Origin of the sequence: Mesorhizobium erdmanii USDA 3471, assembly GCF_000472705.1 — a bacterium.
In the GTDB taxonomy this organism is placed as follows: domain Bacteria; phylum Pseudomonadota; class Alphaproteobacteria; order Rhizobiales; family Rhizobiaceae; genus Mesorhizobium; species Mesorhizobium erdmanii.
The window spans coordinates 1-22,319 of the sequence record NZ_AXAE01000017.1 but is presented as its reverse complement, the minus strand read 5'-3'; the positions used below and the strand labels follow the sequence as shown (position 1 = coordinate 22,319).

Genomic DNA, 22,319 nt, shown 5'->3' with positions numbered 1-22,319 from the left:
TGGCTCTCAGGCAAATCGGAGTGCTGATCTGGCCTTCGCCTTTTCAGCCTCTTCCTCACGATTGCGCGGTTCCTGGCTGGTCTCCAGCGAATCGACGAGCTCGCGCGCCGCCGCGGCAATCGCCTCGACCGCATGGTTGAATGCATGTTCGTTGCGCTTGGAGGGCTTGGTCGAACCGCTCAGCTTCCGCACGAACTGCAGCGCCGCGTCGCGCACCTCGTCATTGGTGGCCGGCGGCTCGAAGTTGAACAAGGTCTTGATGTTTCGGCACATTGCTTGAACTCCCTACCTGTTTTCTTCCCGCCCCAATTTTCAGTCACTCGGCGTCGAGCGGCTCCGCTCCGACCGGCTTGCCGTCGCGCGACAGCCTGATCTTCTCGACCTTGTCCTCGGCCGCCTTCAGCAGCCGGTCGCAATGCGCCTTCAGCGCCTCGCCGCGTTCGTAGATGCGGATCGACTGGTCGAGCGGTACGTCGCCACGCTCCAGATCATCGACGATCTTCTCCAGGGCGTCGAGTGCCTGTTCGAAGCTCATCGCCTTGACGTCTTCGTTGGTCTCAGCAGCCATAATTCATCCTTTCATCAGTCGCCCGACATGGGCGGCGACCGAAAATGCCAGTCCCTGCAGATCGTAGCCGCCCTCGAGCAGGCTGACGAGCCGGTTGCCGCTGTGGCGCGAGGCGCGCTGCATCAGTTGGCCGGTCGCCCAATCGAAATCGTCCTCGGTGAGATTGATTTCGGCCAGCGGGTCGCGGTGGTGCGCGTCGAAGCCGGCCGAAATGATGATCAGGTCAGGCGCGAAATTGTCGAGCGCCGGCAGCACCCGCGACAGGAAGGCATCGCGAAACACCTCGCTGCCGGTCTGCGGCGCCAACGGCGCGTTGACGATGTTGCCGGCGCCGGTCTCGTTCTTGGCGCCGGTGCCGGGATAGAGCGGCATCTGATGCGTCGAGCAGTAGAGCACCGATGGATCGTCCCAGAAAATATCCTGCGTGCCATTGCCGTGGTGCACGTCCCAATCGACGACGGCGACACGCTCGGCGCCATGCTTCCTCTGCGCGTAGCGGGCCGCGATCGCCGCTGTGTTGAAGAAGCAGAAACCCATGGCCGTGGTCTTTTCGGCGTGGTGGCCGGGTGGGCGCGCGGCAACAAAAACATTGTCGGCACGGCCGGTAAAGACGTCGTCAACGGCGGCGTTGGCGGCGCCGATCGCGGTGATCACCGCCTGCCAGCTCTTCGGACTGGCGGTGGTGTCGGCATCGATGCGCGCGATGCCCTCGTCAGGAATGGCGGCGCGCACGCGGGCGACGAAATCGGCGGGATGGGCGTAGAGGATGGTGGCCTCATCACCTTCCGGCGCCTTGACCCGGTCAAGCGCGGCAAAGGCCTCGTCGTCGAGCACGCGCTCGATGGCGCGCAAGCGATCCGGTCGTTCGGGGTGACCGGGCGGGGTGATGTGCTCGAGGAAGATCGGATGGGTATAGAGACGGGTTGTCATGCTTCCTATCTAGTGCCCCGGCGCCGCGATGGCCATGCATTGCAGCTTGATCGCTGGGGAAAATCATACCTGCGTCCATTGGCGTCGCTGTGGGGATTGGCGTCCGCGGGCGCTTCGGCGTAAGGTGCCGCCACTGCCTGGTGCCCGCCGGTCTGTTTGTTTTCGCAAATGCTCTGGCGGGAGAATCGGGAACACGGTTTGATTCCGTGGCGTGCCCAACGCTGTAAGGGGGACCGCGCCGGTAAATGCCACTGTCGATGACGGGAAGGCACCGGACGCGGGTTGATCCCGAGCCAGAAGACCGGCCTGGCAGGCATCGTCATCCGCATGGTCAGGCGGATGGCATTGATTGCAATCGCAAGGGGACAAGCGATGCCAGAAGCCATGACCGCTGCAACGGAAGATGGATTTGAACAGGCGGCACGCGACGCGGTCTACCGCGCCATGTTCACGCGGCGCGACGTGCGCAGCCATTTCCTGCCGACCCCGCTTGAAGACGAGGTGCTGGCGCGGCTTCTGCTTGCCGCCCATCACGCGCCATCGGTCGGCTTCATGCAGCCCTGGAATTTCATTGTCATTCGCGAAACGGCGCGGCGGGCGGAAGTGCGCGACCTGTTCCTGGCCGCGCGAGAACAGGAGCTGCCGGCCATCGAGGAAGAGCGGCAGGCGCTTTACCGCAAGCTGAAGCTCGAAGGCATCTGCGAAAGCGCGCTCAACATCTGCATCACCTGCGATCGCGAGCGTTCGAAAGGTTCACCCCTTGGACGCTGGCACAATCCGGAGATGGATCTCTACAGCACCGTCTGCGCGGCGCAGAATTTCTGGCTGGCAGCACGGGCCGAAGGCGTGGGTGTCGGCTGGGTCAGCATCATCGAACCAAAAGCATTGAAGAACCTGCTGTCCATTCCCGAGCATGTGACGCCGATCGCCTATCTCTGCGTCGGCCGTGTTTCCGAGTTCGCTCCCAAACCGGACCTTGAAACGCATGGCTGGGGCCGGCGCCTGCCGCTGCCCGACTTGATCATGAGCGAGACTTTTGGCGGGCAAGGCGAAGCGCCGCTCAAATCCACGGCGTCTCGGCTCAACGGCTTTGTTGTTGAGCGGGCATGCGCCGCTGATCAGCGCGTCGCGCCGGCCGTGCCCCAGCGTGAGCCGCCGAACGAGGCCAGCGCCTTGTCCTTCAACTCCCGGAACTTCGACGACGCCTCGGCCAGCCTAGCGTCCCAGGCCGGATCGGGCACCTGGCCGGCGATGGTCTTGAAATAGACCTGCATCAGGCAGGCGATGGCGAACGGCTCGATAAACGCCGCCTTGAAGGCCCAGGCGAAGACGATGGCGAGAACGAAGGCCCAGCCGGCGAGCTGCCCTGGCATCAGGAACAAAATGGCGGCGGCCGGAGCCAGCATCAGCAGAAAGATGACGAACGACACGCCCCACATGATCACCGCCAGCCAGACGGCGTTTTTCACCATGGTCTTGCCGTTCTGGGCGTAGAGCACGACGCCTTCCCGCGCGGTTTCGAAGGGCGAGGACGAGTTGATGCGGATGTTGTAGCCGAGAATGATCTCGTCGACATAGGTCAGCGACAGGCGGATCACCGTGTTGATGAAAGAGACCAGGCCACTCAAGCCGGGAATGGGCAGGAAGGCGGCAATGCCGCCGAGCAGGCCGGTGATGGCGCGGATGGCACCCTTGACCAGCTGGTCGACGACGAAAAGAATATTGGCCTCGGCGAAACGCTCTGTCACCACCTGCCTGGCATAGGCGATCTGGTTCTGGCCGTCGGGAACATCCCGGCCATCGATCAGATGGACCATGACGGCGATATGGCCGGCCTTGACGACGTAGAGGATGTATTCGCGGATCCAGTAGACGGCGATCGAGACCACGCCGAAGCCGACCACCCCGCCCCACAGGGCGAAGGACATCGGCCCGTCGGGATCGGTAGAGATATGGCCGACGCCAAAGCCGACCGAGGCACCGGTGCCAGTCGCGATGATGTAGGCCAGCGTAATGCCGAAATAGACGATCATGCGAAAGACAATGAAGGGCCAGGTCCGCATCATGATGGACACCGACCTGCCGATCTCGAAATCCCACATGCCCGAATCTCCCCTCAGAGATGGCTGCAAAGGATGCGCTCACCCCGAAGATTGTCAATCGGGGGCGCGCACTAGGCCGCAGACGGGATTTCAGTTCCTCGGGGTATCCGGTTTTCTGAGCAGGCCTTCGAGCAGTTGCTTGAACGCCGCCACCACCATCTTCGACGTCGCTTCAGGGTCGTTCGAATTGGCGATCCGCTGCGCCGCCTGGCTGCTGGCGCCATTGATCAGCCGCGCGGCGGTCTCCGGGTCGACGCTGGGGACGACCACTCCTTCCCCCTGCAGCGCGGTCAGATGATCGGTCATTGAACCGACGCAGGCATTGGCATTCGACCATTGCGCCGGATCGCCCAGCACGGCCGGGCCATCCCGGAACATGATGCGCTGGATTTCCGGCTCCAGCGCCATCTCGATATAGGTCGTGCATTCGTCGACGAAATGCTGCCAGCGGGTCGGCGCCTTCGATGCGACCTCATTCACCCGAGCCGCCATTTCGGCATCGATTTCGGCAATAACCGCCTCCAGAAGCCCCTTCTTGTCGCCGAAGTGATGATAGAGGGCGCCGCGCGTCAGTCCGGCCGATGCGGTGAAATCGTCCATCGACGCTTCGGCGTAGCCTGTCGTGCCGAAGGCCTGGCGGGCCGCGGCGATCAGCTTGGCGCGCGTCTCGGCGATCATCTCCTTGCGGGGTCGGTGCATGCTTCTGGCCTTATCCACATACGCGACGTATGCCAATTGACATACGCCGCGTATGCTCTATCTAATCTTCATACGCTTCGTATGTAGTTGTCGAATTGTCCTTTGTCGAGGAACCCATGCAAAACCCCTATTCGGAAATCTTCCGCGTCCCAGGAGCCAAAGGTTTTGCAACCGCCGGCTTCGTGGCGCGCCTGCCGATCGCGATGGCGCCGATCGGCATCGTGGCGATGCTGTCGCAGACACGCGGTGAGTATTGGCTGGCGGGTGCCGTCTCGGCGACATTCGCGCTGGCCAATGCTTTCGTGGCGCCGCAAATATCGAGGCTGGTGGACCGTCTTGGCCAGACGCGGATCGTCATGCCGACCACAATTATCTCCGTACTCGCGTTCCTCATGCTGATTGCGTCGGCCAATCAGGACTGGCCGGCTTGGACGTTGTTTTTGTCTGCGCTGCTGGCAGCGGCCATGCCCAGCATGCCGGCCATGGTGCGCGCGCGCTGGACCGAGCTTTTTCGCGGCCGGTCCGAGATGAACACTGCGTTTGCCTTCGAGTCGGCGGCGGACGAATTGGTCTATATCGCCGGAGCATCGCTCTCGGTCGGCCTGAGTACCGCCCTGTTCCCCGAAGCCGGCATGCTGGCGAGCACGCTGTTCCTTGCCTTCGGCTCGATGGCGTTCATCCTGCAGCGATCGACCGAACCGCATGTGCGTCCGGTGGACCAGGGCTCGAGCGGCTCGGCGATCCGGCTGCGCCCGGTGCAGATCATCACCTTCGCCCTGATCTTCATCGGCGCCACCTTCGCGACAACGGAAGTGAGCACCGTGGCCATCACCAAGGAGCTCGGCCAAGCCGGCGCCGCCAGCCTCGTCATCGGCGTCTATGCGCTGGGGTCGTTCGTGCTCGGCATCATTGTCGGCGCGCTGAACCTGAAGGCACCATTGCAGCGCCAGCTGGCAATCGCGGTAGCCCTGGTTGCACTCGGCACGCTGATGCCGCTCACCGCCAACAGCGTGCCGCTTCTGGCGCTGACCGTATTCATAAGCGGCGTGGCGATCTCGCCGACCTTCATCACGGCTTTCGGCCTGATCGAACGCCATGTGCCGGAAGCGATGCTGACCGAGGGCATCACCTGGGTCACCACCGGCATCGGCATCGGCATGGCGCTCGGTTCGTTCGCCGCCGGAGCGGCTGTTGACGCGTTCGGCGCCCAGAACGGGTTCTGGGTCTCTGTGGCATCGGGCGCAATCGCGCTGGCGACGGTGCTGCTCGGCCAGCGCAGCCTGGCCACTCACAAATGCGACCTGGACGGATGCGAAGCAGCCATCGCTCCTGCGGAGTAACGATTAGGAGTCAGCCGTCAAGTACACTTCCGAAGGCTCAGCCCCTTCCTGCCTAGATAATCTCGGTCTTGGCAATGTGGATGCCAAAGCCTTCCAGGCCGACATAGTGGCGCTCGCGCGAGGCGATCAGGTTGATCGAGGAAATGCCGAGATCCTTGAGTATCTGCGCGCCGAGGCCGATTTCGCGCCATTCATTCTCGCGCCGGCGTGCCTCTTCGTGATCCTCGCGGTCGCCGGACTGAGGACGCTTGCGCTCCTGGTGGGCCACGCCGACCGAGCCCTCGCGCAGGTAGACGATGACGCCACGCTTGCGCTCGCCCATCGCTTTCATGATGGCATCCAGCCGATGGCTGGTGCCGAAGACGTCGGTCACCACATCCTCGGAATGCAGCCGCACCGGTACATCCTCGCCGTCGCGGATGTCGCCGAAGACGACGGCGACATGATGCATGGTGTCCCAGGGCAGCGTGTAGGTGAACACCTGCGCCTTGCCGCCGAGCGTATCGATATCGGAGCAGGCGACGCGCTCGACCAGCGTTTCCTTGCGCTGGCGGTAGGCGATGAGGTCGGCGACCGACACCTGCTTGAGGCCATGCTCTTCGGCGAAGGCCTGCACCTGCGGGCCGCGCTTGACGGTGCCGTCATCATTGACCAGTTCGGAAATGACGCCGATCGGCTGCAGGCCGGCGAGCTTGCAGAGGTCGACCGCCGCCTCTGTATGGCCCGAACGCATCAGCACGCCGCCTTCGCGCGCGATCAGCGGAAATATGTGGCCCGGACGGACGAAATCTGAAGCGCCGACATTGCCATTGGCAAGATTGCGCACGGTCAGCGTGCGGTCATCGGCCGAAATGCCTGTCGTCGTGCCATGCTTGAAATCGACGCTGACGGTGAAAGCGGTGGTGTGGGCGGAATCATTGTCAGCGACCATCGGCTGCAGGTTGAGCCGCTTGGCTTCCTCGCGCGGCATCGGCGTGCAGACGATGCCGGAAGTGTTGCGGATGATAAAGGCCATCTTCTCCGGCGTGCAATGGACAGCGGCGACGATCAGGTCGCCTTCGTTCTCGCGCCCGTCATCATCCATGACGACGACGATCTCACCGCGTTCGAAAGCACGGATGGCTTCGACGATCTTCTTCTGGTCGTAAGGCATGGAAGTGCTCGCTTTGCTCGCAGGGCAGTAGGGGAATAGGGCAGTAAGGGAGTAGGGAAAAGGAAAATTTTGGCTGTTTCGATGAACAGTGCAGCAATATTCCTGCTGCCCAGGGTCTACACCCTTCCCGTCTGTCCGCGATGCCGCAGATAGTGGTCGGCGATGGCGCAGGCGACCATCGCCTCGCCAATCGGCACGGCGCGAATGCCGACGCAGGGGTCGTGCCGGCCCTTGGTCATCACCTCGACGTCGTGGCCGTCCTTGTCGATCGACTTTCGCGGCGTCAGGATCGACGAGGTCGGCTTGACGGCGAAACGGGCAATGATCGCCTGGCCGGTCGAGATGCCGCCGAGGATGCCGCCGGCATTGTTGGACAGGAACACCGGATTGCCGTCATTGCCGATGCGCATCTCGTCGGCATTCTGCTCGCCGGTGATGCGGGCGGCCTCGAAGCCGCTGCCGATCTCGACGCCCTTGACGGCATTGATCGACATCAGGCCCGACGCGATGTCCTGGTCGAGCTTGGCATAGATCGGCGCGCCGAGCCCCGGCGGAACGCCGTCGGCGACGATCTCGATCACCGCTCCGACCGAGGATCCGGCCTTGCGGATGCCGTCGAGATACTGCGTGAAGACGGGAATGGAGGCGGGATCGGGCGTGAAAAACGGGTTCTCGGCATTGCCGATGAAATTCCAGTTCCAGTTGGCGCGGTTGATCGACTTTTCGCCCATCGACACCAGCGCGCCACGCACCACCATGCCGGGCACCACCTTGCGCGCCAAGGCGCCGGCTGCAACGCGGGCGGCCGTCTCGCGGGCCGAGGAGCGGCCGCCGCCGCGATAGTCGCGTATGCCGTATTTGACGTCATAGGTGTAGTCGGCATGGCCCGGCCGGTACTGGCGGGCGATCTCGCCATAATCCTTGGAACGCTGGTCGACATTCTCGATCAGCATCGAGACCGGCGTACCGGTGGTGATCATCGTCTCGCCGTCCTCGTCCAGCACGAAGCCCGACAGCACCTTCACCTCGTCCGGCTCCCGGCGCTGCGTGACGAAACGCGACTGGCCCGGCCGGCGCTTGTCGAGTTCGGCCTGGATTTCGTCGCGCGTGAAGCGGATGCCAGGCGGGCAACCATCGACCACGCAGCCGAGCGCTGCACCATGGCTTTCGCCCCAGGTGGTGACGCGGAAAAGATGGCCGAACGTGTTGTGAGACATGGAAACGTGCCCTGCCCGGCAACGGAGCCGGTTCAAGCCTGCCTTCTATTGGCGTTTTCCACAGGGGTCAAACCGTGATCTGGCGGATTTAGTTTTGACACATTCGGTTGGTTTCTGCTCTGCTCCATTCGCCGTTGAGGATCCGCCGCTAACATGCCGGCGCAATGACCAAAGAGGACGATGATGCGTACCCTGATTGGCGCTGTTGCCGCCACGCTGCTGTTTTCCACCGCTGCTTTCGCCGGCCAGACCGAGGGCCTGATCAAGAAGATCGACAAGGATGCGCTGACGCTGACGCTGGATGACGGCAAGTCCTACAAGCTGAACGCCGAGACCGATCTCGACGCGCTGAAGCCGGGGATGGATATCGTCATCGCCTACGATGTGACGGATGGCGAAAACGTCGTAACCGATATGCAGTTGCCGGACAGCGACACGAACTAGAGGTTTGGTCCCGGCATTTGCTGGAGCGGATTTAGTTTGAAGCGTTCCGGTTGTGACGCCCACGCCTTGCAGATGAACTCGTAGGGCGTGAGACCTTTGAGGGTCTTGAGCCTGCGGGCGAAGTTGTAGGCGGCAACGAAGTCGGCGAGATGGGTGCGTAATTGGTCATGGCTCTCGTAGTAGAAGCGCTTGACGGTGGCGTCCTTGATGGTCCGGTTCATTCTCTCGACCTGGCCGTTGGTCCACGGATGCCTGGCTTTGGTCGTGCGGTGCTCGATGTCATTCCTGGCGCAGGTGTACTCGAAGGCGTGAGCGCGGAATATCTCGCCATTGGCGATTGCCTCCTTGATCAGCGGCACCGCCGACCCACCGGCACCGGGGGTGGTGAACTGGATGCCGTTGTCTGTAAGCACTGTATGAATCTTGTAGGGGACGGCCGCGATCAGCCGCAGTAGAAAGTCTCTCGATACGGCGGTGGGGGCCTTCTCGTGCAACTCGACGAAGGCGAATTTCGAGGTGCGGTCTATGGCCACGAACATGTGTAGCTTGCCCTGCTCGGTCCTGACCTCGGCAATGTCGATGTGGAAGTAGCCGATCGGGTAGCTGTTGAATTTCTTCTTCGCCGGTTTGTCGCCCTCGACATCCGCCAACCGGCCGATGCCATGACGTTGCAGGCACCGATGCAATGAAGACCGCGTCAGGTGCGGGATGGTTGGCTGCAAGGCATAAAGGCAGTCGTCGAGCGGTAGCAACGTGTAGCGCCGGAAGGCGACGATTACCGCCTCCTCCTCGATCGAGAGCACTGTCGATCTCGGTTCCTTCGGACCAGTCGGCAGATCGGCGACCGAAGTTCGCGTCTTCCACTTAGCAACCGTCTTCTGATTGATCCCATAGCGCTTGGCCAGCGTCCTCAGGCTCTCTTGACTATGCTGTATCGCTCGACGGACCGCCTCTGTCGTTGTGGCGCTCCCATGCAGAACCTGGCCCATAGCGCATCCTTTGATTCGGAAGATAAGGATGCCCCATCAAAGCCTGGGATCAAACATCTAGAGGTCAGGCGATCTAAAGCCACTCCAGGCTCTTGCCTTGGAGTTTGAGTACGCGATCCTGCGGTATCTCCAGGTTTGCGGCCTCGTCCTCAGCCATATCAAGCACGAAGCGGAACAAAGTGCGCATGACGCCGCCATGCGTCACGCAGACCGTCTTGCGGTCGAGCGCATCGAAGCAGGGTTTTACTCGTTCGAGCAGCATCTGGTAGCTCTCCGCCCCGTCGCCGGGCGGCTGAAAATTCCATTTGTCGAGTGCGCGGGTCCGACTCGCTCCGGGAGACTGTGTTTCCAGCTCGGCGAAGGTAAATCCTTGCCAATCACCGAAATTGACTTCGACGAGGCGAGGGTCGGTTCGATAACCGCCTGGATCGAGCTTCATCGCGGCGCGAATACGCTCCATCGTTTCGCGCGTCCGCCGCATCGGGCTGGCGACGAAGTCGAATTCCCCGGGATCGCGTACGAGTTCGGCCAGCCGAAGCCCGTTTCCAGTCGCCTGTTCGCGGCCGAGGACATTGAGATCGGTGTCGGCCTGACCCTGAAGCCGCAACTCGGCGTTCCACGCGGTCTGGCCGTGGCGCACGATATAAACCAGCGGGTACATCAGGTCTTCCGAAGGTCGGGCCAAGGCCTGGGCGGAGGGAGTTATTCCTTGACCGTCGAAATGTCAGGCGCGTCGACCGCCTTCATGCCGACCACGTGGTAGCCTGAATCGACATGGTGCACTTCGCCGGTGACGCCACGCGACAGGTCGGACAGGAAATAGACGCCGGAATCACCGACCTCCTCCTGCGTGACCGTCTGCTTCAGCGGCGAATTGTATTCGTTCCACTTCAATATGTAGCGGAAGTCGCCGATGCCGGAGGCGGCCAGCGTCTTGATCGGGCCGGCTGAGATGGCGTTGACGCGGATCTTCTTGCCGCCGAGATCGACGGCGAGATAACGCACGCTGGCTTCGAGCGCTGCCTTGGCGACGCCCATCACGTTGTAGTGCGGCATCACCTTCTCGGCGCCGTAGTAGGTCAGCGTCAGCAGCGAGCCGCCCTCGGTCATCAGCGCCTCGGCGCGCTTGGCGATGGTGGTGAAGGAATAGACCGAAATGTCCATGGTGCGCAGGAAGTTGTCGCGCGTCGTCTCGACATAGCGGCCGGTCAGTTCGTCCTTGTCGGAAAAAGCGATGGCATGGACAAGGAAGTCGAGCTTGCCCCAATGCTTGGCGACATTGGCGAAAACCTCGTCGAGGCTCGTCGGGTCAGTGACGTCGCAATGACCGGCGACAAAGGCGCCCAGTTCCGCCGCCAGCGGCTCGACGCGCTTCTTGAACGCCTCGCCCTGATAAGTCAGCGCGATCTCGGCACCGTGGTCAACACAGGCCTTGGCGATGCCGTAGGCAATCGATCTGTTGTTCGCGACGCCAAGAATGAGGCCGCGCTTGCCGGCCATCAGGCCCTGTCCACCCGCCATGTGAGCGCTCTCCGCAAGGTTTATGCTTTGTGGAGTGCCTATCGCACAGGCACACAGCCCCTTCAAGCGCTCAAACCGGACAGTTCGGGGGACAAAGCGCGGGATCAGCCTTTTTGGCCGCGCAACAGCGTTTCCAGCGCGTTGTCGCCGCCGTCCGGAAGCATGATGCGCACATGGGCGTAGAGGTCGCCATGGCCGCCGGCTTTTTCCGGAAGACCCCGCCCCTTGAGGCGCAGGATCTTGTCCGAACTCGACCAGGCAGGAACATTGACGGCAAGCTTGCCGGTCGGAGTCTCGACTGGCACCTTGGCGCCCAGCACGGCATCCGCCAGCGACACCGGCAGATCAGCATGCAGGTCGCGGCCCTCGATGCGGTAGCGCGGATGCCGGCGGATATGGATCTTGACCAGCGCGTCGCCGGGCTGGCCCGGCCCCTGCTCGCCCTGCCCCTTCAACCGGATGGTCTGACCATCCTCGACAAAGGCCGGCAGTTTGACCACAACCTTGCGGCCATCGGGGAACATGGCTGTCACCTTTTCGGCGGTCGCGGCTTCCTCGATGGTGACGTCGAGCGTGACGTTGAGATCGGCAGCCTTCGCCGGCTGGCGACGGTCGCCTGTTCCTGCCCCGCCTTGGCCCGCGCCGCGCGCGCCGGAAAAGGCGTCGCCGAAAATCTGGCTGAAAATATCGCTGTTGCCGTCGAAAGGATCGCCGCCCGGGCGTCCTGACCGGAATTCGAATCGCGAACCGCCGGCCCCTTGCTGACGGCGAAACCCGCCAAAGGGATCGCCACCGGCAGCGCCTTCAAACCCCTGGAAGCGCGGCTTGCCGTCGGCGTCGATCTCGCCGCGATCGAAAGCGGCGCGGTTCTTCTCGTCGCCGACGATCTCATAGGCCTGATTGGCCTGGGCAAAGCGGTCCTTCGCCTTGGGATCATTCGGATTCTGGTCCGGATGATGTTTCTTGGCGAGTTTCCGGTACGCCGATTTTATGTCCTTGGCCGATGCGTTCTTCGCAACGCCCAGCACCTCATACGGGTCGCGCATGCGTTCTGCCCTGGAAAGGAGTTGAGTCCATACTTGCCCCCTATATGCGCCCGCATAGGAAGAAATTCCAGTGGCGGACCGTCATATCAAAAGTGGAAAATCAGAGTTCAGAGCGCCTTGAAGCCCTGCATGCGCCAGCCGCCGGCACTGGCAAGGCACAGTTCGCCCTCGAACATGGCAACGCCGTCAAAACTTTCGCGCGAGGCCTTGAAGCGGCGGCATGTCCGGCCCCTGTCCTTCAATTCCGCCAGTTCGGTGATCGAGCCGCGTGAGCCTGTGCCGGAATTCGCCCACGGCACGGCCTGGCCGCCGAGCTGTTCTATGTCGGCGGAGGACACCGCATTGCCGATCGTCGTCTGGTCGGAGTCGCGATCCGAATCGGCGGGCGCTGATGGGGCCTGCATGCTGCTGGTCAGGATCGAACGGTCGACTTCGGCCTTCTCCAGGCTGAAGCCGCCCGCGCCGCAGGCGGCAAGCGGCAAGGCGGCCGCCACGATCGCCGCTTTCGCGCTGGCCGAAGCGATAACGCTCCATTGCCTGCTGTCAAAAGCTTGCGCGATACGCGACAATCGGCAACCTCCCTGATTTCGTGACAATTTGAGAAAAACTATGAGCGACACCGAGTTAACAAGCAGTGACTTTACCGAAGCGGCCGAGCCGTTTCGCCTCTTTGCCGCATGGTTGGACGACGCCACCAAGAGCGAAATCAACGACGCCAACGGCGTGGCCCTGGCGACCGTCGATGCCGAAGGCATGCCTGACGTGCGGATGGTGCTGCTCAAGGGGTTCGATGAAAGCGGCTTTGTGTTCTACACGAATTTCGAAAGCGCCAAGGGCAAGGAGATTCTTGGCAGCATGAAGGCGGCGATGTGTTTCCACTGGAAATCGCTGCGCCGTCAGGTGCGCATCCGCGGCCCGGTGCAGATCGTCGGCGATGCCGAAGCCGACGCCTACTACGCGACGCGGCCACGTGGCAGCCGCATCGGCGCCTGGGCGTCGAAACAGTCACGGCCGCTGGAAAGCCGCTTCGCGCTGGAGAAAGCCGTCGCCGAATACACGGCGCGTTACGCGATCGGCGAGATTCCGCGGCCAAAGCACTGGTCGGGCTTCCGCATCATGCCGCAGACGATCGAATTCTGGCACGACAGGCCGTTCCGGCTGCACGACCGGGTGGTCTTCTCACGCAACGCCAAGGGCGGTTGGGACAAGACGCGCCTGTATCCCTGACGGGGCGAGGCCTCAGCTCTTCTTCCGGGTCATGAAGGCGGTCAGCGCCGCACGCGCCTCGTCCGACTTCAGGCGTTCGCGAAAATGCTCGCTTTCCTCGCCGATGCGGGCGACGAGGTCGTCGCGCGAGCCGCGCATCAGATCGCGCGCGATCTTCAGCGCCTGCGGCGGTTTGGCGGCGATCTGGCCGGCGGCCGCGAGTACCGAGGCCTCCAGCGCGCCCTCCTCGACCACGTCATAGATCAGGCCGGCTGCCTTCGCGCGCTCGGCCGAGAAGCCTTCTCCAAGGCCAAGCAGGGCGAACGCGCCCTGCTGGCCCAGGATGCGCGGCGCCAGCAGGCTGGATCCGGCCTCGGGGACAAGGCCCAGGTCGACGAAAGGCGTTCTGAACACGGTGCGGGGCGTGGCGAAGGTCAGGTCGCAATGCAGGTTGATCGTCGTGCCGATGCCGACCGCTATGCCATCGACGCCGGAGACGATGGGTTTTTCGACCCTGGCCAGCGCCATCAGGAAATCCCAGACTTCCGTGCCGCCATCGCCGCCGGTGGCGACAACCATGAAATCGGCAAGGTCGTTGCCGGAAGAGAACGCGCCCGGCACGCCGAGGAAACCATGGACGCGGACCGCCGGATCCGCATCCCCTTCGGCAAGAGCCGCCGACATCTTCGCGTACATGGCGCGCGTCAGCGCGTTCTTCTTGTCCGGGCGGTTCATGCGGATGATCTGGATGGCGCCCTGGCGCTCGACGAGAATATGGTCTGTCACGGTCATTTTTCCCTGGTGAGCGCTGTGAGAATTCAGGCTGATATAAGCGTCTTGCCAGCGGCAGCGAGGCTCTCCGCGCCGTCGATGACGCGCTCCTTCAAGGCGCGCGCCTCGCCGAGCAGATTCTCGGCAAAGAAGCGGCAAAGAGCGGTACGTCCCTGATCGGCAAGAGCGCCGCGCGCCAGATAGGCACCGCCGGCGGCAAGCGAGATCAGCCGCAGATATGGCGTCGCCCCCGCCAGCGCCTGCTCCGTGCGGCCGTCGGCCGACAGTTTTTGCAGGAAACGCGTCGCTTGTGTCAGGTCGCCGAGCGCGGCGTCGAGCGCATCGGCGGTGCGGCCGAAACCGTCGCGGTTCGAAGTCCGCACCTGATCGGCGCTTGCTTTCAACTCGGCGATGTAGCCATGCACATGCTCGCCGCCGCCGAGCGGCAGCTTGCGGGTCACCAGGTCTATCGCCTGGATGCCATTGGTGCCTTCATAGATCGGCGCGATGCGCGCGTCGCGGTATAAGGCCGCCGCACCCGTCTCTTCGATAAAGCCCATGCCGCCATGCACCTGGAGGCCGAGCGAGGCGACTTCGACGCCGATATCGGTCGAAAACGCCTTGGCGAGCGGCGTCAAAAGATTGGCGCGGTCGCGCCAATGTGCAGCCTCGTCACCATCGGAGATCCGTGCCTTGTCGATGGCGTGGGCACAGCAATAGCTGATTGCCCGCGCCGTCTGCGTCAGCGCCTTCATGGTCAGGAGATTGCGCTGCACGTCGGGATGATGGACGATCGGCGCCATGCCGGCACCCGCGTAATCCGCCGCCTTGCCCTGGCGGCGTTCATTGGCATAGGCGATCGCCTTCTGGGTAGCTGCTTCCGCGACGGCCACACCCTGCATGCCGACGCAAAGCCGTGCGTTGTTCATCATGGTGAACATACAGGCGAGGCCCTTGTTCTCCTCTCCGATCAGCCAGCCGATGGCGCCGGGCCTGGTGCCCTGGAACCCATCGCCATAAATCATGGTGCAGGTGGGCGAGGCATGGATGCCGAGCTTGTGCTCGAGGCCGGAACAGAACACGTCGTTGCGGCCACCGAGCGAGCCATCGTCGTTGACGAAAAACTTCGGCACAAGGAACAGCGAGATGCCGCGTGTGCCGGCAGGCGCATCCGGCAGCCGCGCCAGCACCAGATGGATGATGTTGTCGGTGAAATCATGCTCGCCATAGGTGATGAAGATCTTCTGGCCGAAGATGCGATAAGTGCCGTCGCCGGCAGGCTCGGCGCGGGCGCGCAGGGCGGCGAGATCGGAGCCGGCCTGCGGCTCGGTAAGGTTCATCGTGCCCATCCATTCGCCGGAGACGAGCTTCTCGAGATATTTCGCCTTGAGGTCTTCAGAGGCATGCTTGTCGAGCGCTTCGACTGCGCCCATGGTCAGCGTCGGGCCGATGCCGAAGGCCATGGCGGCCGAATTCCACATTTCGAGCGCGGCGACGCCGAGCATGGTCGGCAAAGCCTGGCCGCCATACTCTTCAGGACCGGAAAGCGCGTTCCAGCCGCCATCGATCCAGCGGCGATAAAGGTCTTTCCAGCCGGGCGGCGTGGTGACGGCGGCGTCTTTCAGCACGGAACCGTGTTCGTCGCCGATCTTGTAGAGCGGCGCCACCTCCTCGGTGGCGAACCGGCCGGCCTCGCCAAGGACGGCGTCGACCAGATCCTCACCCAAATCGCCGAACGCGGCGGTATCCAGGGCCGGTTTCATGCCCGCCACATGCTTCAGCGTGAACGCAATATCCTCGACCGGTGCCCGATACATGCCGCTCGATCCTCCTGATGCATCGGCCTCCCCCGACCCTAAGGCCGAGGCCGCCGCAAAACCATCCGCCTTTGGGCGGTCTCCCATCTTCTTTTTACGTAAACGTCAAATTTTGTCACGCGGATTTTGCAATCGCGCCAGCCTGTATTAAATTCGATCGATGCCGGATCGAGCCGACCGGCGAAAGACCAGAACCAGCCGAACGGAACCATCCATGCTCGCCAGACCCGACGCCTATCGCTGCATCGAATGCGGCCTGCCCTATCGCGCAACGGGATTCTGGCATCATGGCGGCCAGCTGGAACACGGCGCCGCCTACTGGTCGGATCGCGGCATATTGTGCTCGCCGCAATGCTCGCTCGCCCACCACCGCAAGCGCGCCGCAGAAGGCACGCTGCGGCAAGAGCCCGCGCCCGACCCGTTTGAATTTCAACCGCTCATGCGACGCTGACTTGGCCGGCGCGAGCATCGGGAAGCATTTCCTTAACCATAGCGGTTCAGCATCTGCCTTTGATCAACGGGGATTGCCTGTTTGAAAAGGACGGTGCGCCTCTTTCGCCGCACGGCGCTTCTCGCTTTCGCAGCGACGATGGCGTTGTCGACGGCGGCAAAGGCCTCGGATTTTTCCGAGCCGTGGAAGAACGCCGACCGCGCGCTGGTGGTCGACGCCTACGAGTACAATTCCATCGACTGGGCGCAGCTTGCCACCGACAAGCGCATCGCCGCCTTCATCAACAAGGCGTCCGACGGCATGCCGCCGCCTTATTTCTGCTTCGGCGGCGAGACCGACATGAAGCTCTGCAAAGCGCTGTGGAAGCGCCATGCGGTGACGCGCGAATTGTTCCAGACGCGCCGGGTCGTGGCCAAGGCACTTGGCATGAAATGGGGTGCCTATCATCTCGCCCGCCCCGGCAATCCGGTCGAACAGGCCAATAATTTCCTCGATTTCGCCGACCCGGCGCCGGATGATCTCATGGCTCTCGACATCGAGGGCATCGATCCCCAGCAATGGATGTCGCTCGACGATGCCGAGGAGTTCGTGCGCCAGGTGCATCGGCGCATGGGCCGCTTCCCGGTTCTCTACACCAACGGCAAGACGGCCCAGTACATCGCCGACAACCGCTACAAATACCGGCTGCTGTCGCGGCTGCCACTTTGGTACGCGCGCTACAAGCCTGATATCGACGTGCATTTTCCGATGGGCAACTGGCAGGGCTATGCGCTCTGGCAATTCTCGGCACAGGCCAATTGCGGCCGCTTCCGTTGCCCCTACAGGGTGGCCGGCACGCCTGACGATATCGACGTCAACGTCGTACCGACGGATGCCGCCACGCTGCGCCAGCAATGGCCCTTTGGCGGGCTGATCGACGTACCATCCGACTATCTTGCCAGCGTACCGGTGCCGCTCTCGCGCGAAGCGGCGCTCGCCGGCAAGGCCACCCTCGTCTATGCGGATGTGGCAACACCGCCGACCTTCGAGGAAATGGTCGCGGTGCTCGGTTCGCGCTGGTCCAAATTCAGCGACGGGTTCCGCATGCCGGTAGTGAAGACGGTGCCCCGCAGGCCGGGCTTCGGCATTGTGCAATATGTGGCCTGGAAGCGAGCCGGGCAGCGCTCAGCCGAGCAACTCGACGCCGCCTTTGCCGCGGCCGACCCGGTCAGCACCGCTTCGACCGAGATTGATCGCGGCCAGCGGTAGCGTTGCTACCTCGCCCGCTCGCGCGCCACGGCCTGCCAGCCGATGTCGCGGCGGCAGAAGCCATCCGGCCAATCAATCCGGTCGAGCGCGGCATAGGCTCGCGTCTGCGCCTCGCCGACGGTGGCGCCGGTCGCGGTGACATTGAGGACGCGGCCGCCATTGGCAACCAGCGCGCCGCCGTTGATGGCGGTGCCGGCATGGAATATCTGCACGCCTTCGCCCGCCGCGCCTTCGACGCCGCGGATGACAGACCCCTTTTCTGGCGTACCGGGATAACCCCTCGCCGCCATCACCACGGTGAGCGCCGCCTCGTCGCGCCAGCGTATCGAAGTGTGCGCCAGCTGACCGTCCACGGCGGCGTTGAGCAGCACCAGCAGATCATCCTTGAGCCGCATCATCAGCACCTGGCATTCCGGATCGCCGAAACGGGTGTTGTATTCGATCAGCTTCGGCCCCTTGTCGGTGATCATCAACCCGGCGAAGAGAATGCCGGCGAAAGGCGCGCCAAGTTCGGTCATGCCGCGCATGGTCGGCTCGATGATCTCGCGCATGGTGCGCTCGACCACCTCCGGCGTCATCACCGGGGCCGGCGAATAGGCGCCCATGCCGCCGGTGTTTGGGCCGGTGTCGCCGTCGCCGACGCGCTTGTGGTCCTGTGCCGTGCCGAAGGGAAGTGCCGTGCTGCCGTCGCAGAGGCAGAAGAAGCTCGCCTCCTCGCCGGTCATGAATTCCTCGATCACCACCTCCGCCCCGGCGGCCCCGAAGGAGCCCTCAAAGCAGGCATCTAGCGCCGCCCGTGCCTCGTCCAGCGTCATGGCGACGGTGACACCCTTGCCAGCGGCCAGCCCATCGGCCTTGATGACGATTGGCGCGCCGGTCTTTTCGACATAGGCCTTGGCGGAGGCCAGGTCGCCGAAACGGCCATAGGCGGCGGTCGGGATATCATACCGGGCGCAGAGGTCCTTGGTGAAACCCTTCGAACCCTCCAGCCGCGCGGCGGCCTTGGAAGGTCCGAAGACGCGGATGTTTTCGGCACGCAGATCGTCGGCAATGCCGGCGACCAGCGGCCCTTCCGGACCGACCACGACGAGGTCGATTTTCTTCTCACGGCAGAAGGCCGTGACGGAGGCATGATCGGCGATATCGAGCTTCACCAGTTCGGCCTCGCCGCCGATGCCTGGGTTTCCGGGCGCCGCATAAAGCTTGGTCAGCAGCGGCGAAGCGGCGATCTTCCAGGCAAGCGCATGTTCGCGGCCGCCGGAGCCCAGAAGAAGAACGTTCATGGCCACCTCTTGATGCCGAAATTCTACTCTGGCGGCCATCTGATGCGTTTTCTGCGCTTCCGTTGCTCACGGACCAGATGTCCGCTGCGCTACGGTTCTCGAAACCACCACCATATGACTCGCCAGAGCGAATTTCGAAACAGTCTCTTGGAGAACCCGCTATTGCGCTCCGGGCGACGGGTCAAGGCATCAGGGTGTTTTGATCGGATTTGCGCACGGGAACGTTATCCCGGCCAAAAATCGGCGACAGCCATCGCCGCCGATTTTCTGGCAACTCGATTTAGGCGGGAAAGACCACGGGGAACCAGTCCTCGCGCAATTTCTGGCCCGGCTGCATGCCGTGGCCATGATAGGGCGGCGAGGTGCGGCCCGGCCGCTCGACATAATGGGCATCGTCGCCGACCCAGCGCAGAGACAGCGCCCGGCGCCGTGCCGCGGTCGGATTGCCGCGCGCGCCATGCGCGGTGCGGAAGTCGAACAGGATGGCGTCGCCCGGCTCCATCTCCCATTCGAGCACCTTCATCGACGGGTCCTTGTCGGGATCCGGCACCGGCAGATAGTCGCCTTCGCCGGCATAGAAATTGCTGTCGTCGAGCCAGCGCACCGGCAGGATCATCTTGTCCCATTTGTGCGAGCCGGCGATCAGGCGCAGCGTCGCCTCCTTCACCGGGTCGATGGGAATCCAGAAGCTCACCGTCTGCTGGCCGTCGACGAAATAATAGGGGATGTCCTGATGCCAGGGAGTCGGTTTCTGCGTACCGGGCTCCTTGACCAGCACGTGGTCATGGAAGAATTGCGCGGTGCGCGACTGCATCGCCGCCGCCGCAAGTTCAGCGGCCGGCGATTCCCGCACGACCTTGACGAATTCCGGGATGCGCTCCCAGTTGCAGTAGTCGTCGAAGAAACTGCCGCTGCCATTGGCGATGTCCGATGCGGTGGCGCTGCGGTTCTGCATGTTGCGCTCGATGCCGGCGGCAATCACATCGACCCAGCCCTTGAAGGCGCCGCGGATGCAAACCGCGCCGTCACGCTGGTAGTCGGCGATTGTGTCCGCGTCGATGATATCGGTTTTGATCGCACGGGCTGCAGTTTGGGAAGCCATGGCGTTCTCCTCGTGGAATGAACCGACTATCGCAATCCTCTTTCATTCAGTAAAATAATAACTTTTCATTTGGTACATAGGGCAATCCTATGAATGTCACTCTCACACAGTTGCGTTATCTCGTCGCCGTGGCACGTCACGGCAGCGTCACCGGCGCGGCAAAGATGCTGAACGTCTCGCAGCCTTCGATTTCGGTTGCGATTGACGCGGTCGAAAAGAATTTCGGCCAGAAGCTGTTCGTCCGCCAGCGCGGAAGCGGCGTATCGCCGACATCGTTCGGTCGCGCCTTCGTGGCCAAGGCGAGACAGGTTCTCACCGAAACGGACGAACTCGTTGGCCTTGGTTCAAGCAAATCGGCTGTTGGCGGCGAACTGGTGCTGGGTTGCTTCGAGGACCTGGCGCCGTTCTTCGCACCTGCGCTGATCCGCGCCTTTTCGGAACGCTATCCCGCGGTGAAAGTCGTCGTTCGCGACGAGACGTTCGAGACGCTCGGGCGGCGGCTCGGCGATGCCGCCATCGATCTCGGCCTCACCTATGATCTGAGCCTGCCGACACATTTCGCCCGCATCCTGCTGCGTGAACTTCGGCCGCATGCGCTGCTGCCGGCGGGCCACGCATTGACGAACCAACCATCGGTCAGCCTGGCGGATCTGGCTGCCTATCCGCTGATCACGACGGACCAGCCGCACAGCTGGCAGCATATGCTCGACCTGTTCCGCGGCCGCGGCCTCTCGCCGGTCGCCGACAGGGCGACAAGTTCGTTCGAGCTCCAGCGCAGCATGGTGGCGAACGGTTTTGGTGTCGCCGTCAGCTACACAAGGCCAAGCGGCGACCGCAGCTATGACGGGCTGCCCTTGATCTGCAAGCCGCTGTCGGATCCGCTGCCGATGCAGCGCATCATCCTCACCTACGACACGCATCAGCGCGTGTCGAAGACAGTGCTTGCTTTCGTCGAGACCGCAAAGACCTGGTTTTCCACGCGCGACATCTTCACCGCCTGACGGGTTGACGGTCCGCTTGCCGCTTGACGGTTTCCACCGCTGCTGCCACTCCATGGCAATGGAACCTATCCAGTCGAAAGCCACCCAGGGCCGTGTCGCCGATGCGCCGAACGGCCATTGGGTCTACCGCGTGCTGCCGCGTTCGATCTGGCCCTACGCGCAGCTTGCGCGGTGGGACAGGCCGATCGGCTGGCAGTTGCTTCTATGGCCGTGCTGGTGGTCGGCGGCGCTCGCCGCAAGCGCCTATCCCCGCCCCGGCGACCCGCTGCTGTCGCTGCTGCCGGCGCCATGGTATCTCGTGCTGTTCCTGGTCGGCGCCATCGCCATGCGTGGCGCCGGCTGCACCTACAACGACATCGTCGACGAGGACATCGACAACCAGGTCGAACGGACCCGGTCGCGCCCGCTGCCGTCCGGCCAGGCGACGCGCCGGCGGGCCTGGCTGTTTCTCGTCCTACAGGCGCTGGTCGGCCTTGCCGTGCTCCTGCAGTTCAACAGCTTCGCCATTCTGCTCGGCGTCTGTTCGCTGGCGATCGTCGCCATCTATCCATTCATGAAGCGGATAACCAACTGGCCGCAACTGTTTCTCGGCCTTGCCTTTTCCTGGGGCGCGCTGATGGGATGGGCGGTCGAGTTCGGCGATCTCGATGGTCCCGCCATCATGCTCTATATCGGCTCGATCCTGTGGGTGATCGGCTACGACACGATCTACGCGCATCAGGACAAGGAAGACGATGCCATTGTCGGCGTGCGCTCGACGGCACGATTGTTCGGCGATAACACCAAGTCGTGGCTGGTCGGGCTTTATGGCGGCACGCTGATCTGCTTCGCCATCGCCTTTGCCTCCGCGCAGGCGCCAGTGGTGGCGCTGGCGGGATTGATCGCCGCCGGCGCCCATATGGCCCGGCAGATCACGATCCTGGACATCAACGATCCGGACCAATGCCTGCGGCTGTTCCGATCGAACAACCAGGTCGGCTGGCTGATCTTCCTCGGCCTGATCGGCGGTGCATTGTGGGTGGCGCTGAAGCCGCTGGTGTAGGCTCCCTTCTCCGGTCCAAACACACTATACGGGAGAAGGTGGCGGCAGCCGGATGAGGGGCAGCGCCCACCTCGGAGGCAAATGAAATGCATTGTGGCATGCATCCGATCAGGCTTTGAGGTGTCTAAACACCTAGGCCGGCGCCGCCCCTCATCGCCCTGCCGGTGTCCAGCCGATAGATGGGTACCAGTTTGAACCGGATACATGGGTAACAGTTCTCCCCCTTATGATGGGTTCGCCGCCGCGCCAGGCGGTTTGGTTGGTGTGGCGCTTCGGCGAACCAGTTTCATGTGCTTGTGGTCGATGAAGCCGAGCGGATGGGCATAGAAGCGCATCGCCCATTCGCCGTTCTCAGTCTCTTCGATGGCAATCGGCTCGCCTGCCAGCGT

Annotated in this window: 23 protein-coding genes, 1 pseudogene and 1 riboswitch; of the genes and pseudogenes, 8 read left to right on the top strand and 16 right to left on the bottom strand. The window is 63.1% G+C overall.

Annotated features, from left to right (window positions below):
- Positions 1-6: 6 nt before the first annotated feature.
- From A3AU_RS0114195 to A3AU_RS0114185, 3 genes are read right to left on the bottom strand one after another with little or no spacing between them, the layout of a single operon-like run.
- Positions 7-273, bottom strand: a complete 267-nt coding sequence (locus tag A3AU_RS0114195) for a DUF2277 domain-containing protein (protein ID WP_027053430.1) — start codon at positions 271-273, stop codon at positions 7-9.
- A 43-nt stretch (positions 274-316) separates the two neighbouring features.
- Positions 317-568 carry an exodeoxyribonuclease VII small subunit gene (locus A3AU_RS0114190; protein WP_027053429.1) on the bottom strand — a complete coding sequence of 84 codons (252 nt, stop codon included), beginning with the start codon at positions 566-568 and terminating at the stop codon, positions 317-319.
- Between the two features lie 3 nt (positions 569-571).
- Complete coding sequence (locus tag A3AU_RS0114185; protein ID WP_027053428.1) at positions 572-1,498, bottom strand: histone deacetylase family protein; 927 nt, start codon at positions 1,496-1,498, stop codon at positions 572-574.
- A gap of 126 nt (positions 1,499-1,624) precedes the next feature.
- Positions 1,625-1,822: riboswitch (cobalamin riboswitch) on the top strand.
- Between the two features lie 3 nt (positions 1,823-1,825).
- On the opposite strand from A3AU_RS0114185, the pseudogene bluB reads away from it, so the two are divergent.
- Positions 1,826-2,497: pseudogene (gene bluB, locus A3AU_RS1000000140330) on the top strand (5,6-dimethylbenzimidazole synthase); the annotation flags it as partial.
- 119 nt (positions 2,498-2,616) lie between these two features.
- On the opposite strand, the gene A3AU_RS1000000138930 reads toward bluB, so the two are convergent.
- The gene (locus A3AU_RS1000000138930) at positions 2,617-3,600 is read right to left on the bottom strand and encodes a hypothetical protein (RefSeq protein WP_027053427.1); all 984 of its coding nucleotides are present in this window, start codon (positions 3,598-3,600) and stop codon (positions 2,617-2,619) included.
- A gap of 90 nt (positions 3,601-3,690) precedes the next feature.
- Positions 3,691-4,299, bottom strand: coding sequence for a TetR/AcrR family transcriptional regulator (locus A3AU_RS0114170; RefSeq protein ID WP_027053426.1), 609 nt, complete (start codon positions 4,297-4,299; stop codon positions 3,691-3,693).
- 116 nt (positions 4,300-4,415) lie between these two features.
- On the opposite strand from A3AU_RS0114170, the gene A3AU_RS0114165 reads away from it, so the two are divergent.
- Positions 4,416-5,639 (top strand): MFS transporter, encoded by a 1,224-nt coding sequence (locus A3AU_RS0114165; protein ID WP_027053425.1) that lies wholly within the window; start codon positions 4,416-4,418, stop codon positions 5,637-5,639.
- Between the two features lie 52 nt (positions 5,640-5,691).
- Here A3AU_RS0114165 and ribB read toward each other — a convergent pair whose 3' ends face one another.
- Entirely contained in the window at positions 5,692-6,792 is a 1,101-nt protein-coding gene (gene ribB / locus A3AU_RS0114160) for a 3,4-dihydroxy-2-butanone-4-phosphate synthase (protein WP_027053424.1), read from the bottom strand.
- Positions 6,793-6,908: 116 nt separating this feature from the next.
- The gene (gene aroC, locus A3AU_RS0114155) at positions 6,909-8,009 is read right to left on the bottom strand and encodes a chorismate synthase (RefSeq protein WP_027053423.1); all 1,101 of its coding nucleotides are present in this window, start codon (positions 8,007-8,009) and stop codon (positions 6,909-6,911) included.
- Between the two features lie 183 nt (positions 8,010-8,192).
- Between aroC and A3AU_RS0114150 the strand changes: the two genes are divergently transcribed.
- Positions 8,193-8,453 carry a DUF1344 domain-containing protein gene (locus A3AU_RS0114150; protein WP_027053422.1) on the top strand — a complete coding sequence of 87 codons (261 nt, stop codon included), beginning with the start codon at positions 8,193-8,195 and terminating at the stop codon, positions 8,451-8,453.
- On the opposite strand, the gene A3AU_RS0114145 is transcribed toward A3AU_RS0114150, so the two are convergent.
- From A3AU_RS0114145 to A3AU_RS0114125, 5 genes are all read right to left on the bottom strand, one after another.
- Positions 8,450-9,442: an IS481 family transposase gene (locus tag A3AU_RS0114145; RefSeq protein WP_027053421.1), complete on the bottom strand. Its 993-nt coding sequence runs from the start codon at positions 9,440-9,442 to the stop codon at positions 8,450-8,452. The two genes, A3AU_RS0114150 and A3AU_RS0114145, sit on opposite strands and share 4 nt — an antisense overlap.
- A 73-nt stretch (positions 9,443-9,515) precedes the next feature.
- Positions 9,516-10,103, bottom strand: coding sequence for a histidine phosphatase family protein (locus A3AU_RS0114140; protein ID WP_027053420.1), 588 nt, complete (start codon positions 10,101-10,103; stop codon positions 9,516-9,518).
- 41 nt (positions 10,104-10,144) lie between these two features.
- Positions 10,145-10,963, bottom strand: coding sequence for an enoyl-ACP reductase FabI (gene fabI / locus A3AU_RS0114135; RefSeq protein ID WP_027053419.1), 819 nt, complete (start codon positions 10,961-10,963; stop codon positions 10,145-10,147).
- A 104-nt stretch (positions 10,964-11,067) separates the two neighbouring features.
- A complete protein-coding gene (locus A3AU_RS0114130; RefSeq protein ID WP_027053418.1) occupies positions 11,068-12,009 on the bottom strand; it encodes a DnaJ C-terminal domain-containing protein in 942 nt (313 codons plus the stop codon).
- A 107-nt stretch (positions 12,010-12,116) separates the two neighbouring features.
- Positions 12,117-12,578 carry an RT0821/Lpp0805 family surface protein gene (locus tag A3AU_RS0114125; RefSeq protein WP_027053417.1) on the bottom strand — a complete coding sequence of 154 codons (462 nt, stop codon included), beginning with the start codon at positions 12,576-12,578 and terminating at the stop codon, positions 12,117-12,119.
- Between the two features lie 40 nt (positions 12,579-12,618).
- Between A3AU_RS0114125 and pdxH the strand changes: the two genes are divergently transcribed.
- The gene (pdxH, locus tag A3AU_RS0114120) at positions 12,619-13,236 is read left to right on the top strand and encodes a pyridoxamine 5'-phosphate oxidase (RefSeq protein ID WP_027053416.1); all 618 of its coding nucleotides are present in this window, start codon (positions 12,619-12,621) and stop codon (positions 13,234-13,236) included.
- A 12-nt stretch (positions 13,237-13,248) separates the two neighbouring features.
- On the opposite strand, the gene A3AU_RS0114115 is transcribed toward pdxH, so the two are convergent.
- Complete coding sequence (locus A3AU_RS0114115) at positions 13,249-14,001, bottom strand: crotonase/enoyl-CoA hydratase family protein (RefSeq protein ID WP_027053415.1); 753 nt, start codon at positions 13,999-14,001, stop codon at positions 13,249-13,251.
- Between the two features lie 32 nt (positions 14,002-14,033).
- Entirely contained in the window at positions 14,034-15,803 is a 1,770-nt protein-coding gene (locus A3AU_RS0114110; protein WP_027053414.1) for an acyl-CoA dehydrogenase family protein, read from the bottom strand.
- A 214-nt stretch (positions 15,804-16,017) separates the two neighbouring features.
- Here A3AU_RS0114110 and A3AU_RS0114105 point away from each other — a divergent pair, with 214 nt between their 5' ends.
- Positions 16,018-16,254 carry a hypothetical protein gene (locus A3AU_RS0114105; RefSeq protein ID WP_027053413.1) on the top strand — a complete coding sequence of 79 codons (237 nt, stop codon included), beginning with the start codon at positions 16,018-16,020 and terminating at the stop codon, positions 16,252-16,254.
- Positions 16,255-16,392: 138 nt separating this feature from the next.
- Positions 16,393-17,502, top strand: a complete 1,110-nt coding sequence (locus tag A3AU_RS0114100) for a glycoside hydrolase family 25 protein (protein ID WP_027053412.1) — start codon at positions 16,393-16,395, stop codon at positions 17,500-17,502.
- A 5-nt stretch (positions 17,503-17,507) separates the two neighbouring features.
- Here the strand turns inward: A3AU_RS0114100 and purD are convergent, their stop codons facing one another.
- The gene (gene purD / locus A3AU_RS0114095) at positions 17,508-18,785 is read right to left on the bottom strand and encodes a phosphoribosylamine--glycine ligase (protein ID WP_027053411.1); all 1,278 of its coding nucleotides are present in this window, start codon (positions 18,783-18,785) and stop codon (positions 17,508-17,510) included.
- 280 nt (positions 18,786-19,065) lie between these two features.
- Entirely contained in the window at positions 19,066-19,887 is an 822-nt protein-coding gene (locus A3AU_RS0114090; protein WP_027053410.1) for a phytanoyl-CoA dioxygenase family protein, read from the bottom strand.
- A gap of 89 nt (positions 19,888-19,976) precedes the next feature.
- Here A3AU_RS0114090 and A3AU_RS0114085 point away from each other — a divergent pair, with 89 nt between their 5' ends.
- Positions 19,977-20,888 (top strand): LysR family transcriptional regulator, encoded by a 912-nt coding sequence (locus A3AU_RS0114085; RefSeq protein ID WP_027053409.1) that lies wholly within the window; start codon positions 19,977-19,979, stop codon positions 20,886-20,888.
- A gap of 58 nt (positions 20,889-20,946) precedes the next feature.
- A complete protein-coding gene (gene ubiA, locus A3AU_RS0114080) occupies positions 20,947-21,930 on the top strand; it encodes a 4-hydroxybenzoate octaprenyltransferase (RefSeq protein ID WP_027053408.1) in 984 nt (327 codons plus the stop codon).
- The last annotated feature ends 389 nt before the right edge of the window (positions 21,931-22,319 follow it).

What these genes read in the sequence shown, in the direction of transcription:
- A3AU_RS0114195 (WP_027053430.1), bottom strand. Translation starts at nt 273, where the DNA reads ATGTGCCGAAACATCAAGACCTTGTTCAACTTCGAGCCGCCGGCCACC.
- A3AU_RS0114190 (WP_027053429.1), bottom strand. Translation starts at nt 568, where the DNA reads ATGGCTGCTGAGACCAACGAAGACGTCAAGGCGATGAGCTTCGAACAG.
- A3AU_RS0114185 (WP_027053428.1), bottom strand. Translation starts at nt 1,498, where the DNA reads ATGACAACCCGTCTCTATACCCATCCGATCTTCCTCGAGCACATCACC.
- A3AU_RS1000000138930 (WP_027053427.1), bottom strand. Translation starts at nt 3,600, where the DNA reads ATGTGGGATTTCGAGATCGGCAGGTCGGTGTCCATCATGATGCGGACC.
- A3AU_RS0114170 (WP_027053426.1), bottom strand. Translation starts at nt 4,299, where the DNA reads ATGCACCGACCCCGCAAGGAGATGATCGCCGAGACGCGCGCCAAGCTG.
- A3AU_RS0114165 (WP_027053425.1), top strand. Translation starts at nt 4,416, where the DNA reads ATGCAAAACCCCTATTCGGAAATCTTCCGCGTCCCAGGAGCCAAAGGT.
- ribB (WP_027053424.1), bottom strand. Translation starts at nt 6,792, where the DNA reads ATGCCTTACGACCAGAAGAAGATCGTCGAAGCCATCCGTGCTTTCGAA.
- aroC (WP_027053423.1), bottom strand. Translation starts at nt 8,009, where the DNA reads ATGTCTCACAACACGTTCGGCCATCTTTTCCGCGTCACCACCTGGGGC.
- A3AU_RS0114150 (WP_027053422.1), top strand. Translation starts at nt 8,193, where the DNA reads ATGCGTACCCTGATTGGCGCTGTTGCCGCCACGCTGCTGTTTTCCACC.
- A3AU_RS0114145 (WP_027053421.1), bottom strand. Translation starts at nt 9,442, where the DNA reads ATGGGCCAGGTTCTGCATGGGAGCGCCACAACGACAGAGGCGGTCCGT.
- A3AU_RS0114140 (WP_027053420.1), bottom strand. Translation starts at nt 10,103, where the DNA reads ATGTACCCGCTGGTTTATATCGTGCGCCACGGCCAGACCGCGTGGAAC.
- fabI (WP_027053419.1), bottom strand. Translation starts at nt 10,963, where the DNA reads ATGGCGGGTGGACAGGGCCTGATGGCCGGCAAGCGCGGCCTCATTCTT.
- A3AU_RS0114130 (WP_027053418.1), bottom strand. Translation starts at nt 12,009, where the DNA reads ATGCGCGACCCGTATGAGGTGCTGGGCGTTGCGAAGAACGCATCGGCC.
- pdxH (WP_027053416.1), top strand. Translation starts at nt 12,619, where the DNA reads ATGAGCGACACCGAGTTAACAAGCAGTGACTTTACCGAAGCGGCCGAG.
- A3AU_RS0114110 (WP_027053414.1), bottom strand. Translation starts at nt 15,803, where the DNA reads ATGTATCGGGCACCGGTCGAGGATATTGCGTTCACGCTGAAGCATGTG.
- A3AU_RS0114105 (WP_027053413.1), top strand. Translation starts at nt 16,018, where the DNA reads ATGCTCGCCAGACCCGACGCCTATCGCTGCATCGAATGCGGCCTGCCC.
- A3AU_RS0114100 (WP_027053412.1), top strand. Translation starts at nt 16,393, where the DNA reads ATGGCGTTGTCGACGGCGGCAAAGGCCTCGGATTTTTCCGAGCCGTGG.
- purD (WP_027053411.1), bottom strand. Translation starts at nt 18,785, where the DNA reads ATGAACGTTCTTCTTCTGGGCTCCGGCGGCCGCGAACATGCGCTTGCC.
- A3AU_RS0114090 (WP_027053410.1), bottom strand. Translation starts at nt 19,887, where the DNA reads ATGGCTTCCCAAACTGCAGCCCGTGCGATCAAAACCGATATCATCGAC.
- A3AU_RS0114085 (WP_027053409.1), top strand. Translation starts at nt 19,977, where the DNA reads ATGAATGTCACTCTCACACAGTTGCGTTATCTCGTCGCCGTGGCACGT.
- ubiA (WP_027053408.1), top strand. Translation starts at nt 20,947, where the DNA reads ATGGAACCTATCCAGTCGAAAGCCACCCAGGGCCGTGTCGCCGATGCG.